14 protein-coding genes are annotated in these 17,833 nt (G+C 36.1%); 12 read left to right on the top strand and 2 right to left on the bottom strand.

Going from position 1 to position 17,833, the window contains the following annotated elements; translation table 11 throughout:
- Positions 1-70 precede the first annotated feature (70 nt).
- The 6 genes from gltX to B091_RS0107405 all read left to right on the top strand — a co-directional run bounded on the left by gltX (position 71) and on the right by B091_RS0107405 (position 4,432).
- A complete protein-coding gene (gene gltX / locus B091_RS0107425; protein ID WP_018109381.1) occupies positions 71-1,588 on the top strand; it encodes a glutamate--tRNA ligase in 1,518 nt (505 codons plus the stop codon).
- 8 nt (positions 1,589-1,596) lie between these two features.
- Positions 1,597-2,817, top strand: coding sequence for a 3-deoxy-D-manno-octulosonic acid transferase (locus B091_RS0107420; RefSeq protein WP_018109380.1), 1,221 nt, complete (start codon positions 1,597-1,599; stop codon positions 2,815-2,817).
- Positions 2,818-3,015: 198 nt separating this feature from the next.
- Positions 3,016-3,222 (top strand): hypothetical protein, encoded by a 207-nt coding sequence (locus B091_RS0107415; protein WP_018109379.1) that lies wholly within the window; start codon positions 3,016-3,018, stop codon positions 3,220-3,222.
- The gene (locus B091_RS12990; RefSeq protein WP_081605818.1) at positions 3,219-3,392 is read left to right on the top strand and encodes an RNA polymerase sigma factor; all 174 of its coding nucleotides are present in this window, start codon (positions 3,219-3,221) and stop codon (positions 3,390-3,392) included. The genes B091_RS0107415 and B091_RS12990 overlap by 4 nt, the downstream gene beginning before the upstream one ends.
- On the top strand, positions 3,379-3,906 hold the full coding sequence (locus B091_RS0107410) for a hypothetical protein (protein ID WP_018109378.1): 528 nt from the start codon (positions 3,379-3,381) through the stop codon (positions 3,904-3,906). Before B091_RS12990 ends, B091_RS0107410 begins: the two co-directional genes overlap by 14 nt.
- 46 nt (positions 3,907-3,952) lie before the next feature.
- Positions 3,953-4,432, top strand: a complete 480-nt coding sequence (locus tag B091_RS0107405) for a hypothetical protein (protein WP_018109377.1) — start codon at positions 3,953-3,955, stop codon at positions 4,430-4,432.
- A gap of 20 nt (positions 4,433-4,452) precedes the next feature.
- Here the strand turns inward: B091_RS0107405 and B091_RS12485 are convergent, their stop codons facing one another.
- Positions 4,453-4,674 carry an MIT C-terminal domain-containing protein gene (locus B091_RS12485; RefSeq protein WP_081605817.1) on the bottom strand — a complete coding sequence of 74 codons (222 nt, stop codon included), beginning with the start codon at positions 4,672-4,674 and terminating at the stop codon, positions 4,453-4,455.
- Positions 4,675-4,909: 235 nt separating this feature from the next.
- Entirely contained in the window at positions 4,910-5,392 is a 483-nt protein-coding gene (locus B091_RS0107395; protein WP_155888287.1) for an ATP-binding protein, read from the bottom strand.
- Positions 5,393-6,001: 609 nt separating this feature from the next.
- Between B091_RS0107395 and B091_RS0107390 the strand changes: the two genes are divergently transcribed.
- From B091_RS0107390 to B091_RS0107365, 6 genes are read left to right on the top strand one after another with little or no spacing between them, the layout of a single operon-like run.
- Complete coding sequence (locus B091_RS0107390) at positions 6,002-6,433, top strand: hypothetical protein (RefSeq protein WP_018109373.1); 432 nt, start codon at positions 6,002-6,004, stop codon at positions 6,431-6,433.
- On the top strand, positions 6,430-10,092 hold the full coding sequence (locus tag B091_RS0107385; protein ID WP_018109372.1) for a DUF6079 family protein: 3,663 nt from the start codon (positions 6,430-6,432) through the stop codon (positions 10,090-10,092). The genes B091_RS0107390 and B091_RS0107385 overlap by 4 nt, the downstream gene beginning before the upstream one ends.
- A gap of 7 nt (positions 10,093-10,099) precedes the next feature.
- A complete protein-coding gene (locus B091_RS0107380) occupies positions 10,100-12,703 on the top strand; it encodes a DNA methyltransferase (RefSeq protein ID WP_018109371.1) in 2,604 nt (867 codons plus the stop codon).
- A gap of 46 nt (positions 12,704-12,749) precedes the next feature.
- Positions 12,750-15,524 carry a DEAD/DEAH box helicase gene (locus B091_RS0107375; protein WP_018109370.1) on the top strand — a complete coding sequence of 925 codons (2,775 nt, stop codon included), beginning with the start codon at positions 12,750-12,752 and terminating at the stop codon, positions 15,522-15,524.
- Positions 15,517-16,977: a PglZ domain-containing protein gene (locus B091_RS0107370; RefSeq protein ID WP_018109369.1), complete on the top strand. Its 1,461-nt coding sequence runs from the start codon at positions 15,517-15,519 to the stop codon at positions 16,975-16,977. The genes B091_RS0107375 and B091_RS0107370 overlap by 8 nt, the downstream gene beginning before the upstream one ends.
- Positions 16,970-17,590, top strand: coding sequence for a hypothetical protein (locus B091_RS0107365; RefSeq protein ID WP_018109368.1), 621 nt, complete (start codon positions 16,970-16,972; stop codon positions 17,588-17,590). Before B091_RS0107370 ends, B091_RS0107365 begins: the two co-directional genes overlap by 8 nt.
- Positions 17,591-17,833 lie beyond the last annotated feature (243 nt).

The raw sequence follows: 17,833 nt of genomic DNA, 5'->3' as shown, positions 1-17,833 counted from the left end.
AGTACGAAATAAAAGGCTAGTATGGAAAAAAAAGATTAATTTTGCTCCGTTTTTATATTACATAATGATTATGTCAGACAGAAAAGTAAGAGTTCGTTTTGCACCCAGTCCAACTGGTGCTTTGCATATTGGAGGCGTTCGTACTGCCTTATACAATTATCTATTTGCTCGCCAACATGGCGGTGACCTAGTTTTCCGTATCGAGGATACAGATTCTAACCGATTTGTACCAGGTGCTGAAGAATACATTCTTGAGTCGTTCAAATGGTTAAACATTGAGTTTGATGAAGGTGTGAGCTTCGGTGGAAAATATGGCCCTTACCGTCAGTCCGAGCGTCGAGATATTTATAAGAAATATGTTGATGTACTGCTAGAGAGAGGGAAGGCTTATATCGCTTTTGATACACCCGAAGAGCTGGATAAAAAAAGAGCAGATATTGCTAATTTTCAATACGATGCTTCTACTCGTGAGCAGATGCGTAATTCACTAACACTTTCTAAACAGGAGGTGGAAGAACTTATCGCTAAGGGAGAACAATACGTCGTACGTTTCAAAATAGAGCCACATGAAGATGTTTGTGTTAACGATTTGATTCGTGGTGAGGTGATTATTAACTCCTCTATTCTTGACGACAAGGTACTATATAAATCAGCTGACCAACTGCCAACTTATCACTTAGCCAATATTGTGGATGACCATTTGATGGAGATTACACATGTGATTCGTGGTGAAGAGTGGCTGCCATCTGCACCTCTACATGTGTTGCTATATAGAGCTTTTGACTGGGAAGACACCATGCCTTCTTTTGCTCACCTGCCACTTCTGCTCAAACCAGAAGGCAATGGAAAATTAAGCAAACGTGATGGTGATCGTTTGGGTTTTCCTGTGTTTCCACTTGAGTGGAAAGATCCTAAAACTGGTGATGTTTCATCGGGATTTAGAGAGTCGGGCTATTTACCCGAAGCGGTAATCAACTTCTTAGCTCTATTGGGATGGAACCCTGGTAACGATCAAGAATTGTTGTCAATGGATGAACTAATTCAGTTGTTTGATTTGAGTAAGTGTAGTAAGTCGGGTGCTAAGTTCGACTTCAAAAAAGGAATTTGGTTTAACCATCAATATATTCAAAAGAAATCAAACGCTGATTTGGCAAAACTATTTGAGCCTAAACTTATTTCTCAGGGTGTTAATGCACCACTTGATAAAGTAGAGCGCGTGGTTGAACTGATGAAAGAGCGTATCTCTTTTGTTGATGAGTTATGGGAAGCTGCAAGCTTTTTCTTTGTTGCTCCCGAGTCGTTTGATGAGAAAACAGCCAAGAAACGTTGGAAAGAAGATTCTGCCAAAGAGATGACTGAGCTTGCTACGTTATTAGAAGGTTTATCCGACTTTTCTGCTGCTAATCAAGAAGCCGTTGTTATGGACTGGATTACTCAGCATGATCTAAAGGTGGGTGTAGTTATGAATGCTTTCCGTTTGGCTGTTGTTGGTGCAAGCAAAGGACCTCATATGTTCGACATTACTGAGTTCTTGGGCAAAGAAGAGACGCTACAACGCTTATATAAAGCCATTGAAGTACTAGGCTAAAACAATCTATGATTTATAATATTGCAATATACATATATGGCTTTCTGGTTCATCTTGCTGCTTTGTTTAGTAAGAAGCCAAGGAAGATGGTCAGAGGTCATCATGTGGTTTATCAACTTCTGCGTCATCAGATCGAGAAGGATAAGGATTATGTCTGGTTTCATGCTGCCTCTTTGGGGGAGTTTGAGCAGGGGCGTCCTTTAATCGAGAAGATTAGAGCCCTTTATCCTGAGTATCGTATTTTACTGACCTTCTTTTCGCCTTCGGGCTACGAAGTCCGTAAAAACTACAAAGGAGCTGATGTTGTTTGTTATCTACCCTTTGACAAGCCTCGGAATGTAGCTAAGTTTTTAGATTTAGCTTCTCCTAAGATGGCATTCTTTATTAAGTATGAATTTTGGAAAAACTACTTAGATGAACTTCATCGCCGTAGAATACCTGTATATAGTGTTTCGTCTATCTTTAGAAGAAATCAGATTTTCTTTAAGTGGTATGGTGGAACGTATCGTAAGGTATTGAAGAATTTTGACCATCTGTTTGTTCAGAATGAAGCTTCAAAGCGGTTCTTAGCTAAGATTGATATTACTCGTGTCACTGTTGTTGGTGATACTCGCTTTGATCGTGTTATTCAGATTAAAGAACAAGCCAAACCTTTACCTCTTGTTGAGTTGTTTAAAGGAGATACTCCAACTTTCGTAGCAGGAAGTTCATGGGCGCCTGATGAAGATTTGTTTATCAAATACTTTAATGCTCGTCCCGATATGAAACTTATTATCGCTCCTCATGTGATTGATGAAAATCACTTGGTTGAGATTATTAGTAAATTGGAGATGCCCTACGTTCGTTATACTAAGGCTACCGAAAAGAATATCCTAGAGGCTAGATGCTTGATTATCGATTGCTTTGGGCTACTCTCTTCAATCTATCGCTATGGCAATGTTGCCTATATTGGTGGAGGTTTTGGTGTAGGTATTCACAATGTACTCGAGGCTGCTGTATATGGAATCCCAGTTATCTTTGGTCCTAAGTATCAAAAATTCATGGAGGCGCGTGATCTTATAAATAACAAAGGAGCTTACTCCATTGACAACTACGAAGAGCTAGAGCAGCTTCTAAATCGTTTCGATGCGGATAGAGATTTCTATAAAGAGACCAGTCAGTTGGCTGGTGGATATGTTTCTCAATATGCTGGAGCATCCGATAAGATATTGAAGATGATTAACTTTTAATCTTCGCTATCCAATAAAAATAGTATTCGCCACTTGGTGGTATAAGACAAGCTCCGATTTCGCTTTGAAATCGGGGCTTATTTGTTATTCCGAAAAATTATTATCAGCATAAGTGTAACCTTTTCATCGTTTAGACGTCTACTTAAATAGAAGGCCTTTAGAATTTATATTGTGATACAAAAACTAAAATAAGAAAATATGAAAAAGTTAAACTTAGTGTTTTTACTCCTCTTATGTACCCCTTTAATCTATGCGCAAAGTTTTGATAAGCTTGTCAAGCAATTTATCGAGAGTATCGTGATATTAAATCTTGAAGAGTGTAGCCCCGAATTACTCAAGAAATTTGATTCAACAGTTCGAGGTTTGAAGATAGGCAAAGGCTATAGTACTTATCGAAGTGGGTGAATAATTTGACCGTTGTGCAAAAGCAAATATTCGAATGTCGGCACAGTAAAGGTTTAAGTATTAAGCAAATTTCTGAACAGATGGGATTAACCCAGACTAATGTCAAAGTTATTCTATCAAGATTGCGTAAACAACTAAAAGAAGATTTTACACGTTATGGACAGAACTGAATTGGATAAGCGATTGGGAGCCTATTATGGTGGAACCTCAACCCTCGAGGATGAGCGATGGCTAAAGGATTACTTTATCAAGTCATCTGTTGTACCTGAGCAATATAAAGAGGAGCAAACCTTATTTGCAGCTTTGTCTAAGATGGAAAACGAGCCTAGTCTTCCGGATTCTTTGAATGAGAAACTTGAGAACTGGATGGATTCAAAACTATCAGAAGAATCTTCTATACAAGTTAAGAGTAGGTCTATGCTGTCTAAATATCGGTCTTGGGTTGCTGTAGCTGCTTCTGTTTTACTACTCCTTGGTGGAGCGTATCTGTTTAGGCCCGCTGAACCCGAAATAGGGCCTTGCCTGGCTGTTGAAGGCTTGACTCTTGAAGAATCAGTAGAGCTCACCCAAAAAGCTCTCCTAGCTGTTTCTACGGAGCTCAATAAGGGTGTCTCGGGTTTGGGCTTAGTTCAGAACAAAGTCAAAGACGTGAATCGTATAATGGATAAACTTAAAACAAAATGAGAAAAATTCGGGGGAGGAGATTCGCAAGAATGATTGGACTCCATCCATGCGAACAGTGGCTGATCAAAGTAAGTCGGAAATCAAAGGATCTTGGAAGCTTTGGATGCTTTTAATCTTATTGGTTGCTTTTTTTAGTTTTACAATTGTTTATGGAACAGCTAGTAATAGCATTCGCCAGAAAGAACAAGCCCTGTTGGAGCAGAGAATGGATACGCTTCAAGCTGAAGACATCTTGTTCTTACTCTTTTATTACGATGAAGTATGGCAGACAACTGCAGCTAAAGTAGAGCATATTGATAACGATGCCGCTGTATTGAAGTTTAGCTCTGAGAGATTCCCTGTTGAGGAGTTTGATTTTAAAGCTGCTGCAAACAAACTCTCTACTTCACCAGATGTCTTTACATCTGACGAGGTAGAGGTGAAATATAGTCCGTTAGTGGAAGGTCGATTTGTGTTTTCTGACCCAGAATCATACGATAAAGTAAAAGTAATGAATGTCGAAGTAAAATCTATTGATCGTAAATAGGTAAAAAAAACAATTTACAATTACCCTAGCATCTTCACCACCGTCATCGAAGACCTCATACAACTCCTATACAATTGATTAGTTTCAGCAATATCGAAGTTGCAATTAGCTTTGTTCCAGATACCTAAGCCATGACTAGGAATTATTTTCCATCGGTCATCAATAAGAATATATCTGTCGTGAAGCATTTCATCAGATTGTAAATATAATTCAATTACAATGAGTGACTGATTATCTTGCAATTCCTACAATCATTCTTTGCTCTCCTATACACTAAGTTGCGAATTTGGTAAAGCAATCTAATGTATGGATCGATTATGGTAATCTATTTTACACCTGTTAAGTATTCACTACTCATCAATCCTTACGTTATTTTTGCTCAACCTTCGCCTTTTGTGTTCATTTATTATCTGGTTATGGTTCAATTGGTTCAATTATGGTTCAATGCAATTGTGCAGTTACATACCAATTATACAATTATTTTATAGAAGTAATCAATTCATAAAATGATCCCGCACCTCTTTGACCAGAAGCTTTTAAAATATCTCTATCAACCAATTCTTTTAAGTCACGTGCTGCAGTTGTTCGAGAACAATCATTTATTTCACGATACTGCATATTCGTTATCCGGCCATTTTCGTTTACAAATATCGTAGCTTTCACCTGTCTTTCATTAAGCCCTTTTTCCAGCAAATGCTCCTCATTAAATATATCCTTCCTAAGTGTCACCCACAATCCTGTGGAATCATATTCAAATTCAGGTTTAGGCAATCCAGCCTCCAAGCACAAGTTGGTCATTTTACTGATTCCTCTTCCCCATGATTCAATATATCCACTCCTAAAAAGAGCATTAGCAATATCTGGGTTATAAGGATTAGATGCATGTTTTGTTCCAGAGGTGTCAACCTTATTTACGAAAGGTATCAACTTTATATTCTCAATTTGCAATCTTTGTATCAAAACTCACTATATCATGATTGATAGAACTTTGATTTCTATGATGTTTACTGGAGGTTGAAACCTTATTGTCAGAGGTATCAACCTTGTCCTGTAAAGTTGCGAATTCCTACAATGTTCAGTTAATCCAAAAGTATAACTGTGAGGGATTAAACTTTTCCTCTAACCCATAAGCTTATTTTCCAGCTATGAAAAATGCATCAAATGCACTTAAACCAATATCTGCAGATAAATCAAAGGAGGAAACTTCACTCATCATGGCACAAATAATGCCTGTTGTCTCTTTCTTTTCTTTGTGAAAATCTTTATTATCAATTTAAGAGACTAAAAACAAACACGCTTCTCGATTTATTACTCTCATTTTCTTTAGAGTAAAAAATTATAGACTGGATTTAGGTTATTAGCTGTTGATGGGTTAAGGTTAACATTGCCTGAAGAAAAGGAGCTGGAAGAAATCAATGGCAAGACCAAAAACCAATCTCAAACAGGAGTTGTGCAAGCAAGAACTTCTGTATCATATGATTGGGCGGTATAATTTACTCCTTTTTTTTCAATCTCCAATTGAATAAAATGTTAACTTTGATGTAATTTCTAAATTCTGATGAAAACAATATGAATTCACCTCTTTTAAAGACTGTATTATCCTATATCGGGTCATTCTCGCGCAATAAAATTGTTTTCTATAAAGAGCGCCTTCTGGATATCACACCCATTGACGTGGGCAAGCTTCTATCGCAATCATTGTTCAATTTCAACAATGAAAAACAGTTGCCCATGAAAGCTTATGATGAGATAAATAGGATATTTGACAAAGCAGTTTTTGACCATCCAAACTTTGGTAAGACATTAGCAATTGCCAATCTTGGTATTTTGTTTGAGCCTGATTTAAAACAAAACTTTAAAACAATTATAGACAGTCATTCTACAAACAACCTGCTTCTTATCGAATGGGAGGGCGAGATAGAGAGTGATGTATTGTTCTTTATGTCGAAAGAGAGAGGAATAAAAATTAATATAAATAACTTAAGCCATATAGCACTATGAAATACAAAGAATTACTCAATTTTGAACCTATTACCGAGGTAATAAAATTTAGCAGAGCAAATAAAGAAATAGATTATCAGAAACAACTGATAAAGACATTCGTTTTCTCTAAAGCCTTTAAAGAAACCTTAATACCATTGATGGTTCGGAATATCGACTTTAATAATAGCAATGAGTCTTTCGGGCTACAAATTGTCGGTAATTATGGTACAGGTAAGTCTCACTTAATGTCGTTGGTTTCTCTTATTGCAGAAGATGAAGAGCTTGTTGAATTGGTAAACGATTCTAAACCAAAAGAGGAGCTGAGAAAAATTGCAGGACAGTTTAAAGTATTGCGATTTGAGCTTGGGAATACTGAAAGTCTTTGGGAGATTATTACTTTCCGTGTCGAAAAATACTTGAGTGAATTAAGTGTCAACTTTTCTTTTGAAAACTATGGTGCACTTCCTTATTACGATAAGATAATGCTGATGATGGCTGAGTTTGAAGAGAAGTTTCCAGATAAAGGATTCCTTATTGTTATCGATGAGATGTTGGCTTATCTTAAAGGGCGTAGCGACGCTAATTTGCTTAATCAAGATTTAGCTGTTTTACAAGCATTAGGACAAGCTTGTGATAACTCCAAATTCAAATTCATGTTTGGTGTGCAAGAGATGATATATCATTCACCAGAGTTTCAGTTTGCTGCCGAAATGCTGCAAAAGGTAAATGATAGATACAAGGATATTATGATTACAAAAGAGGATGTTGCTTTTATTGTGAAGAATCGTCTTTTGAGCAAAAACGAACATCAGAAACAACTAATAAAAGAACACCTAGATCCTTTCCTTCACTTCTTTACCGATATGCACGCTCGCACACAAGATTATATAGAGCTTTATCCAGTGCATCCCAGCTACTTCGAAAATTTCGAAAAAATTAGAATTGGAAAGAGTCAGCGCGAGATATTAAAAACCTTATCGAGTCAGTTCTCTGATATATTAGAGAAGGATGTGCCAACAGACAATCCTGGTTTATTGACCTATGATAGATATTGGGAAGATATGCAAAGAAGTCAAGATTTAATGGCCAATCCTGACATAAGAAGGGTGAAAGAGATAACAGAAACTATTGATGATAAAATAAATTCGCACTTCACTGGAGGAAGAGCAGCTAAAAAAAATGTGGCTCAACGTATAGTAAATGGATGTGCCATTAAGTTGTTGCAAGCCGACTTGCAAAAGCAAAACGGAACTAATACAGAGCACTTAGTAGATGATTTATGCCTTACAGATAGTTTGGCAATCGACAGAGATTTTTTAATTGATATAGTAAATTCAACAGCTCAGCAAATAATTACTGCCACATCGGGCCAATATTTCGATCAAAATAAAGACAACGCCGAATTTCACTTGCGCATTGAAGGAGGGGTTAATTTTGATCAGAAAATTAGAGATTATGCTGCAACAATGACAGATAATCAAAAAGATGAGTATTTCTTTAAGTTCCTAGAAGTTAATTTACCATTAGAGGGAGATACTTATCGCACAGGATTTAAAATTTGGGAACATACCATCGATTGGAAATCTCATAAGACTTACCGCAGTGGATATATCTTCTTTGGAAATCCAAACCAGAAATCCACAACGCATCCACTACAAAACTTCTATATGTACTTCATGCCCATTTTTGATGCCAATAACAAAAAAAGGAATCATGAGGAGGATGAAGTTTACTTTATTTTTGATGATTTATCTAATGAGTTTAAAGAGGCAGTAACTCTTTATGGTGCAGCTCTATCATTGGAAGCACGATCTGACAGTTCACAGAAAGCCAATTATCGTCAAAAAATTGACGAGTTGAATAAAAAAGCACGCACATTTTTCGATCAACAATATGTGAGAACAACTAAAGTGGATTACCAAGGAAAAGAACTTCCATTAAGCGGTTATCAGTTATTGGGAGCAGGTTCGTCAATAGAACAAGTATTTTCGAATGTGGCATCCATGGTATTAGAAGAGTGGTTCGGAAACGAACGACCCAATTATCCTCAGTTTACTCAATTGAATACACCTATTGCAAAAAACAACTTCGATCGTTTAATTAAACAAGCCCTATCGAAAGTTTCAAATCCTGAGCAACGCAACCAAGATGGTGAAGGTGTACTTTCGGGTTTAGGATTGTGGGTTCCGGGGTCTCTCGATTATAGTCACTCTCCTTATGCAAGAAGCCTAATGGAAATGCTTAAAGAGAAAGGGGAAGGCAAGGTGTTGAATCGCGACGAAATTATTGAGTTTGTTGATAGAAGTGAAGACTTATGGCTCTCTAAAGATTATAAAATTGAAGCAGAGTTAGAGTTTGTGGTAATGGCTGTGTTGGCTGCTTTGGGTGAAATAGAGATAACGCTCAACTCTGGTACATCTATCAATTCAACTAATCTGAATGAACTAAGAAATGTTGTCAATCAAGACTTCTTTACTTTTACACATATCAAACAGCCTAAGGGGTTGAATTTAGCGGCACTTAAGCAATTATTTATCTATTTGCTTGGTCGTGATTTAAGCAATCATCTCAATGATCCATCCACTTACACGCATTTGGTATCTGCCGCAAAAAAATGGGCAGAACGCACTGTTACCCTACAAAGTAAAGTAGGGAATGGGTATACTTTTAGAAGTGTTGAAATAATATCGCAAGAAGATGCTTTAAAATATAGAAGAGACTTCTCAGCGTTCTCTGGTTTTTGTGACAAAATTGCTAATTATACATCTGAAGCTCGAATTAAAAACTTCCCATATAGCAAAGAGGAGTTAAACAAAATACTACCTATAAAGGATGAAGTATCAAAGGTTGAGCAGCAATTAGCTCAACTCAATTCTCTTAATGAGGATATCAGCTATCTGCAACAATGCAACCAATACATTACCAATACAGAATTTAAAACGAAAGTTACCAATGCAATCAATCAACTGCCTGGTGTAGTTAGTACAAACAGCACAGCAAAAATGAATACCTACAAAGCAGAGCTCAGCAAACTTAAAGAGCAATATGCAGATTGGTATTTAAGTTTGTATTTGAAATACAGAATAAGCGAATCGGACAATACTTTAAAAGTTGCCCTCTTAGATTCTGAAGAGAAACAAATATGTGATATTCTTCAACAGGCTGATTTTCTTTCTACAGGTCAGTATGCACAATTGGTAGAAAAAATAAACAAACTGCAACCTGCTGATGAAAAGATAAACAAAGATTTAATTTTAACTGCTCCTTATCATGACTTCAATCCTGCAGAATTTGAGGGAAAAAAAACTTTGTCTATCAAAGAACTAAGGGGTGAAATAAATGACCTGTTGCATCTTTGGACCGATAGCTTGAAAGATACATTAGACGACCCCATGGTGCAACAGAAAATGAATCTGTTGAGTAAAACTTCTCAAACACTCTTATCAGATTTTAAATCAGGCAAAGTAGAACTCACCAAACAAAATGCTTTGCAAATACGCAATGCTATTATGGATTTGCACAAGGGATTAGAGAAATTAGAGTTGGATATGGAAGGAATGAAAACTACTTTCAACAAACCCTTAACTCCCGACGAAGCTATCGAAGCTTTCCGCGAGTATATCAACCAAATTTCCAGAGGAAAAGAGAGAGACAAGATTAGAATAATATTGAAATAAGAATACAATGTTTAGAAACGAAGATATAAAAGAAGAGAAAATCACTGTATTAGGTATAACTTTCAACACGGAAGAGGAGCGCAGAAATTATTTTCGAGAAGAACTCCGCAAAAAACTACCTGAGCTGAAACAGATGGAGGGTTTCCCCATTGGAGAAGATGAAGATATTTTAAAGCTCTCTGACCCACCTTACTATACTGCTTGCCCTAATCCTTGGCTGAATGATTTTATTGAGGAGTGGGAGGAAGAGAAAATGGAGTTGGTAGAGCAAGGGAAGCGAAATCCCGATTTTGAAGTTACAGAACCTTATGCAGCTGATATTAGTGAAGGGAAGAATAATCCTATTTATATGGCACATTCATACCATACAAAAGTTCCTCATCCAGCAATTATGCGCTACATAATGCATTATACACAACCTGGAGATATTCTATTTGATGGATTTGCAGGAACAGGAATGACGGGCGTTGCTGCTTCCTTTTGTGAAAGTCCAGATAATGATTTTATTAATCTTATTAAAAAAGAGAAACAAGAGGCAGCTTGGGGTAAAAGAAATGCAATTTGCATAGATTTAAGTCCGATTGCCAGTTTTATATCTTATAGTTTAAATAATGTCTTTCAAGAATCATCTAAATTCAAAAAAAAACTTGAACTATTAAAGAATAAACATTCATGGATGTTCAGAACAAAACATAATGGAAATGAATATGGAGAAATAATTTACACAGTATGGAATGAAATTATTCTTTGTCAACATTGTGATCATGAACATGAATTTATAGATATGTTTGTAAATTTTGATGATGGGGTGATTTTAAATGAGGCTCGATGTCAAAATTGTAATGGGGCTATAGAACGAAGAAAAGTAATACGTAAGTCTCACACAAAATTAGATTCTGTTTCAGGGGATGTTATTAGAGAGCTACAGACAGTTCCATATAGAATTTGTTATACATATAAGGGAAAAAGACATTTTAAAAAACCTGATCAAGAGGATATTGATTTAATTAAAAAGATTAATAGACAAGAAGTTGAAAATTTTGTACCACTTGACTCTTTACCCAAAGGTGATAAAATGAATGATCCAGTTAACAAATACATAACTAAGGTTTATCAACTTTATAACTATAGAACTTTACTTGTTTTGTCTGATTTATGGGCTGAGTCATCACTTGAGGAGAAATTCTACATAACTAATTCTATATCAAGAAATCTAACAAAATTAAATAGGTTTATCGTTAATAAGCATAACCCAAATGGAAGAATTAATGGTCCTTTAAGTGGAACTTTATACGTTCCAAGTGAAGTTGTAGAGCAAAATCCTTTTGATATAATTAGTTACAAACTCTTTGACTCTCATGAAAAACTATCATCACAGTCAATTTCATGTCAATCAACAACTCAAATATCATCTATTGAATCAAAAACAATCGATTACATTTTTGTTGACCCACCTTTTGGAGCGAATATAATGTATTCAGAATTAAATTTTATTACTGAAGCATGGCTTAAAGTTAAAACAAACAATACCCAAGAGGCAATTGAGAATAAAACACAAAATAAAAGTAAATTAGAATACCAAGGCTTGATGCTAAAAGCATTTAAAGAGTTTTTCCGTATTTTAAAACCTGGAAAGTGGATGACTGTAGAGTTTAGTAATACAAGTGCTGCAATATGGAATTGTATTCAAATATCACTCACTAGCTCAGGTTTTATAATTGCAAATATTTCTGCTTTAGATAAAATACATGGTGGTATAAAATCGATGCGTTATTCTACATCTGTTAAGCAAGATTTAATTATCTCATGTTATAAACCTTCTTCAGAATTTGATAACAAATTCCAGCGAAACCCTCACTCAAATGTAGCAATCTGGGATTTTATAGAAGAACATTTAAACCACTTACCTATTCATTTAATGGTCGAAAATTCAACCACAGCTATTATAGAACGTAGTCCCAAAATACTATTCGATAGACTCATTGCATTTTATGTACAAAGAACGTTGCCAGTTCCTATAGATGCAGGTGAGTTCCAACAAGGTTTGCGTGAACGATTTATAGAGCGAGATGGCATGTTCTTCACCAATGAGCAAGTGCAAGAGTATGATAAAAAAAAGAAAGAGAATCCTCAATTTGTACAGATGTCTCTTTTTGTATCATCAGAACAAGATGGAGTGATGTGGTTAAAGAGTTTTTTGGCAGATAAATCTCTGACCTATCAAGACATTCAACCCCAATGGATGCAAGCTTTGGCAGGAGTGCGCAAAGGAGATATGATACCAGAGTTGTCTACTATTTTGGAAGAAAACTTCCTAAAAGACGCATCAGGTAAATGGTATGCACCCGATCCTGAAAACGAAGCTGATTTGGAGAAACTTAGAAAAGGACGTTTGTTACGTCTATTTGAGGGTTACAAAAAAGAAATAGAGAATCCACGTACAAAGATAAAAGAGGTGCGAGTAGAAGCATTGCGTGAAGGGTTTAAGCAATGCTATCAAGATAAAGATTTTAAAACAATTGTAACTGTTGGAGATCGTATTCCTAACAATTTGTTGATGGAGGATGAGGTGTTGTTGCAGTTTTATGATATTGCAAGCTCGAGAGTATAAGATAAAGAGAGTAAAGAAAACAAGCTCTTAAAAGAATGAAGATATTATGCTAAAATATAAAGGGAAAGCATGCGAAATTGTAGGTGAAAAAGAACTATTCGGACAACGTGTTGTGTGGATACGTGTGGTTGAAAATAATAGTTTTCATGAAATACCTTACGATGAATTAGAGAAATCGAATTCAGAGTTCTCTCTTCCTTACTTGCGCTTTATCTCCATTGCAGCCAAGATAAAGGATGAAGTGGCGCGTAAAAATATCTTAGCTCCTTATGAGAGTAGTTTAATTCCGCTGCCCCATCAGATATTGGTATTGGAGAAGGTGATGCAGTCAACACAAAATCGTTTTCTATTGGCGGATGAAGTGGGTATGGGTAAAACCATTGAAGCAGGTTTGATTCTGAAAGAGTTGAAAATAAGAGGCGATATAAAGCGAACTTTGGCTATTGTGCCAAAATCGTCAATGATGCAATGGCAAAGTGAATTGAAAGATCACTTCAACGAGGTGTTTCATCTCTACGACTCTGAAATGATTACCTCTATGGCCCGCACTTTCTCTAACATAAATGCAGATGAGGAGTATAATTTTTGGACACAACACAATCAGATTATTGTATCGACAGATGCGCTGAAACCTTTAGAAAAGCGCCATGGATGGTCGGATGAACGAGTGGATGAATACAATAAGTATAGAATGCAAGCAGTGTTGGATGCCGATTTTGATTTAGTTATAATTGATGAAGCGCATAAAATGGGGGGTGCTACCTCCACAGTGTCGCGCTATATTTTGGCACAACAGTTGTGCAACACTGTTCCCAATGTATTGTTGCTTACTGCCACACCTCACCGAGGCAAAGCAGATCATTTCAGAAGAATATTGCAATTGTTAGATCCTGATGCATTTGCAGGAGAAGGATTGCCTGATATAGAGGAGTTGGAGCCTTATGTAATCCGTACAGAAAAAAGATTTGCTGTAGATTATAATGGCGATAAACTTTTTAATAAAAGACATACACATCGTTTTGATGTGTTTTTAGATGAAGACAAACATCAGAAGCAAATAGCACTGTATGATGATATAACAGAATATGTTCGCAAAGGATTTAACACAGCCAAAAAGGGAAACAATAAAGCAACTGGGTTGATTATGGTGCTTTTTCAACGGTTGGTAAGTAGCTCCACTGCTGCAATATTGTCGGCTATGGAGGGAAGATTGGAAAGGTTGCGGTTGGGTGAAGACGTAGACTTAGCTTCTTATGCTGATGAAGTGGACAGTGTGGAGGAAGTAAATAATGGGAACATTAGTTTTGATGATGTGCATCAAAGTTATCCTATTGGATTGGCAGAGGATGAAGAAGAGCTTTTGTCGGACTTGATAGACCAAGCCAAAGATTGCATGAATACTGAAACAGATGCAAAAGCAGATGCCTTGCTATATAAGATGCAAGAGTTGCAACAACTGCACAGCAACAATAACTTGAAAGTGCTCATCTTCACTGAATTTAGAACTACACAAAGAATGCTTTTTCAATTCTTTAAGAGGAATGGATATAAAGTATCTCAAATAAATGGTGGTCAAGATTTGGACACTCGCAAAAGAGCCTTAACATTTTTCAAAAACGAAGCTCAAATACTGATAGGTACAGATGCAGCTGGCGAATCGTTGAATATGCAGTTTTGCCATATTGTTGTAAACTACGACTTGCCCTGGAATCCAATGGTGATAGAACAACGAATTGGTAGGGTAGATAGAATTGGTCAGAAGCACGAAGTACATGCTTACAATATGCTCACCAACAATAGTGTTGACTTGCGGGTGTATGAAGTGATTGAAGAGAAACTAAACAACATTATCGATCAGTTGGGTATCGATAAAACTTCTGATGTGTTAGACTCAACCATAGATATGAAAAAAGTGAACAACCTTTACTTGCAAAGTCTTTTAGACCCAGAACGGTTTGAGCGAGCAGGCGAAAGTTGGCTTTACGAAATAAAGAGCAAGCTGAACAAATACAAAAGTACTGAAGGGATAATGCCCTTAGTTGCAGAGGAGGAAATAGAATACAAAAAAGCTTCTGATATAAAACATAGTCCACTACCATATTGGTTAGAGTCGTTGATACAGCAATATACAATAATAAATGGGGGTTCTATTAGCAAAGATTTATCAGGCATATCAGACGTGAAAATTAACAATGAGACCAAACGTATTACTTTCGACTCAGAAGTATCTTTAAACCATCCTGGTTTAGAACACATCACATTGCAGCACGATTGGATTCGTGAGATCTTGAATAACTACGGACAATTTAATAGTGAAGATGGTACTCCAATAGTAATTTCTGAAAATGGAGCGGAGACTCCCGGTTATTGGAGTTTGTGGGAGGTGAGTGCAAAGAATAGTTTGGAAAGAAAGGTGCAGTATCACTGTTTTTTTATAGCGGACAATGGCAAACAGTATGCTGTGTATGCCAATGATATATGGAATAGATTGATAAGTGGGACATCGAACTTTAAGATAAATGGCAGACAGTATCCTAATAATCTGACAAATGTTGAGTTTCAATTAGAGGATTCACTATACATTATGTTCCAAAATTTAGAGGCAGAGTTAATGGCGAGCATGAAGGTGAAAAAAGAGAATAAAGTAAACTCTTATCTTTTTCAGAAATCAAGAATAAATAAAATAGGGATAGAAAATATTAGAAAATCTAAACTTCGTAAACTAGAAGAATCTCATGAAAAATGGTTGAAAGAGTTTCAATCTATGCAGAAGATAGTTCCTGGAACAAAGCACTTATTAACTATAAGAATAAATGGTTAAGGGATTAATAGAACATATTGCCAATGATTTGAGACATCAAAACTGTGATGTTTTTCTTACAGAAAACAATGATGGTTTTTTGTATAGAGAAGATGTGCAAAACGCATTGCATGTTGCAGGAATAGATGTTGTGAATGGCAGCAAAATTAATCAACGCATTCAGTTTGAGTTGAAAGATGAGGGTGCAATATTAGTATTATTGTGTAAAGATAATAGTGCTTATTTAGAAGATATTGAAAAGAGAGCACGTGTAAATGAGTTTAGCTTAAACAACTATTTCAATGGTTACCACATTCCTTCTATTGTAAACCTCGAACTGGAGCTATTGGACAAACTATTTGCTCAAAAGCAATTTGTGAGGTTGAATAGAGCCGAGACATTAAAATTGATTGAGAAAACAGAGAGCCAAGAAATATCTTTCCCGAGTAAACCTATATTTGATCTCGACCTTTTCGATGAAACGATACTTAAACTGACTAATGAAGAGACGGTAAATTGGGCTGTTGTTTGCAGAACTATATCTAAGGGATTAGTTGAAACAATAGATACCCCCGAGTTTGACCCATTTATTGCTACTGTGAACAAGGTCAATGTAATGTTTCAAGATTATATACAACACTCTTTTCAACAAACCAAAAACTCGAGTGCAGTAAAAAAACCTCAAATTGTTTCAAAGATATTAGACCATTTGAGTTTTAATTATCTCCACGAAAAGATAGCCCTCATAGTTATTGATGGTTTGGCTTATTGGCAATACGAACTACTGAACAAAATATTACCTCCAAATAGAAAAGAAAATGTGATATCATCGTGGCTTCCTTCTATTACGCAACTTTCGCGACAAGCAATATTTAGAGGTGGAGCTCCAGAAAAGGATTACAGACAAGGTCCGGTGAGTGAAAATAAACTCTGGAAAGAGTATTGGAAAAGTAAAAATGTTAGCAGTCACAAGATAAGATATTGCCATAATACTGTAGATTTTGATAACTTAAGAGATATCACCAAGTTTGCCATTGTGTTGACTGACTTGGATGAAAGAATGCATAACTCTACAGATTATAAAGATTTATTGCACTTCACACAAAGATGGATTGAGGAGAGCGGTATTGTAGAGAAAGTAGAGAAGCTTCAAGAAGCTGGGTTTACAATTTTCTTAACCACAGATCATGGCAATATTCAAGCAAAAGGATGGAGAGGATTGAAAGGTCGTGAAAAACTTGGAACAAATAAATCGGGAAGTAGAAGTCAAAGACACCTTGAGTATTCAGATAGGTGGTTAAAAGATGAATTTATAGATAATAATCCCGATTTGAAAGATTCGATAACTGAGCAAGAAGGTGCGATTTATTTTAATAGTGATTTGAGTTTTTCGACCAACGATAAATTAGTTACACATGGAGGAGCACACATATTGGAAGTACTAATTCCATTTATAGAAATAAAGCATGAATAATAAATCAATAGATATAAATCAACGAATCCCTATTGAGACTTTGGCTGCAGCATTGGAGAGTTATCTCAACGATAGTTATAGCAATGATTATATAATAGAGCAACTGAGACTTGATTTTAGTGGAGAGAACAGACTTAAGAAAGCTTTGCGCATTGTAAACAAAATTATACCTCAAAGCCCATTAAACGAGCTGTTGCTAGCAAATAAAGAAGAGATTAAGAACATCATCAAAAAGAAAGCGGATAGGGATGTAATTTTAATTGCATTACTAAATAGTGCATTTTCGTTCTCATTTGAAGTATTGAGAACTTTCGGGAAGTTCTTTGCAGTACAAGATATGGTGAATACTCAAACAATAAAGAAACCCATATCTGACGTGTATGGTGGCAATAGAGCTACTGAGAATGCTCTTTATAGTGTTGTACCCATGTTTATAGAAGCGGGTTTCTTTTCTCGTCCCAAAATGGGAATCTATCAATCTGCCGAACCAATGAAAATTTCATCACATCTCACAGTACAGATTTACAAAGAGTCCTTTAAGCTAAATAATGCATACAACAGCTTGAATGAATATCAAATGAGGGATCCGTATTTTTTCTTTGTGGGGGATTAAATTAATAAAAAAACCAATACAACACATTATCATGTGCTATATCGGATAAAAATTAATTTGACACTGTCTCAGGAAGTGTGTAAGTAAATTAAGCTTGGGTTGGGTTATTGTTATAGCCTGACCCTTTCTTTGTAAATAATTAGGAGCTGATTTAAAATTATGCCCCAGTCCCTGATAGGCATTGACCACTTCTTTGTGGCCTCTCTAACGGCTAAATATACTGATTTCATCACAGAATCATCG

Source organism: Bacteroides propionicifaciens DSM 19291 = JCM 14649 (assembly GCF_000375405.1).
GTDB classification, from domain to species: domain Bacteria; phylum Bacteroidota; class Bacteroidia; order Bacteroidales; family Bacteroidaceae; genus Bacteroides_E; species Bacteroides_E propionicifaciens.
This window is presented reverse-complemented; position numbering and strand designations above follow the sequence as displayed.

Bases quoted from the DNA above. Each gene is read 5' to 3' on its own strand.
- gltX (WP_018109381.1), top strand. From the start codon at position 71: ATGTCAGACAGAAAAGTAAGAGTTCGTTTTGCACCCAGTCCAACTGGT.
- B091_RS0107420 (WP_018109380.1), top strand. From the start codon at position 1,597: ATGATTTATAATATTGCAATATACATATATGGCTTTCTGGTTCATCTT.
- B091_RS0107415 (WP_018109379.1), top strand. From the start codon at position 3,016: ATGAAAAAGTTAAACTTAGTGTTTTTACTCCTCTTATGTACCCCTTTA.
- B091_RS0107410 (WP_018109378.1), top strand. From the start codon at position 3,379: ATGGACAGAACTGAATTGGATAAGCGATTGGGAGCCTATTATGGTGGA.
- B091_RS0107405 (WP_018109377.1), top strand. From the start codon at position 3,953: ATGCGAACAGTGGCTGATCAAAGTAAGTCGGAAATCAAAGGATCTTGG.
- B091_RS0107390 (WP_018109373.1), top strand. From the start codon at position 6,002: ATGAATTCACCTCTTTTAAAGACTGTATTATCCTATATCGGGTCATTC.
- B091_RS0107385 (WP_018109372.1), top strand. From the start codon at position 6,430: ATGAAATACAAAGAATTACTCAATTTTGAACCTATTACCGAGGTAATA.
- B091_RS0107380 (WP_018109371.1), top strand. From the start codon at position 10,100: ATGTTTAGAAACGAAGATATAAAAGAAGAGAAAATCACTGTATTAGGT.
- B091_RS0107375 (WP_018109370.1), top strand. From the start codon at position 12,750: ATGCTAAAATATAAAGGGAAAGCATGCGAAATTGTAGGTGAAAAAGAA.
- B091_RS0107370 (WP_018109369.1), top strand. From the start codon at position 15,517: ATGGTTAAGGGATTAATAGAACATATTGCCAATGATTTGAGACATCAA.
- B091_RS0107365 (WP_018109368.1), top strand. From the start codon at position 16,970: ATGAATAATAAATCAATAGATATAAATCAACGAATCCCTATTGAGACT.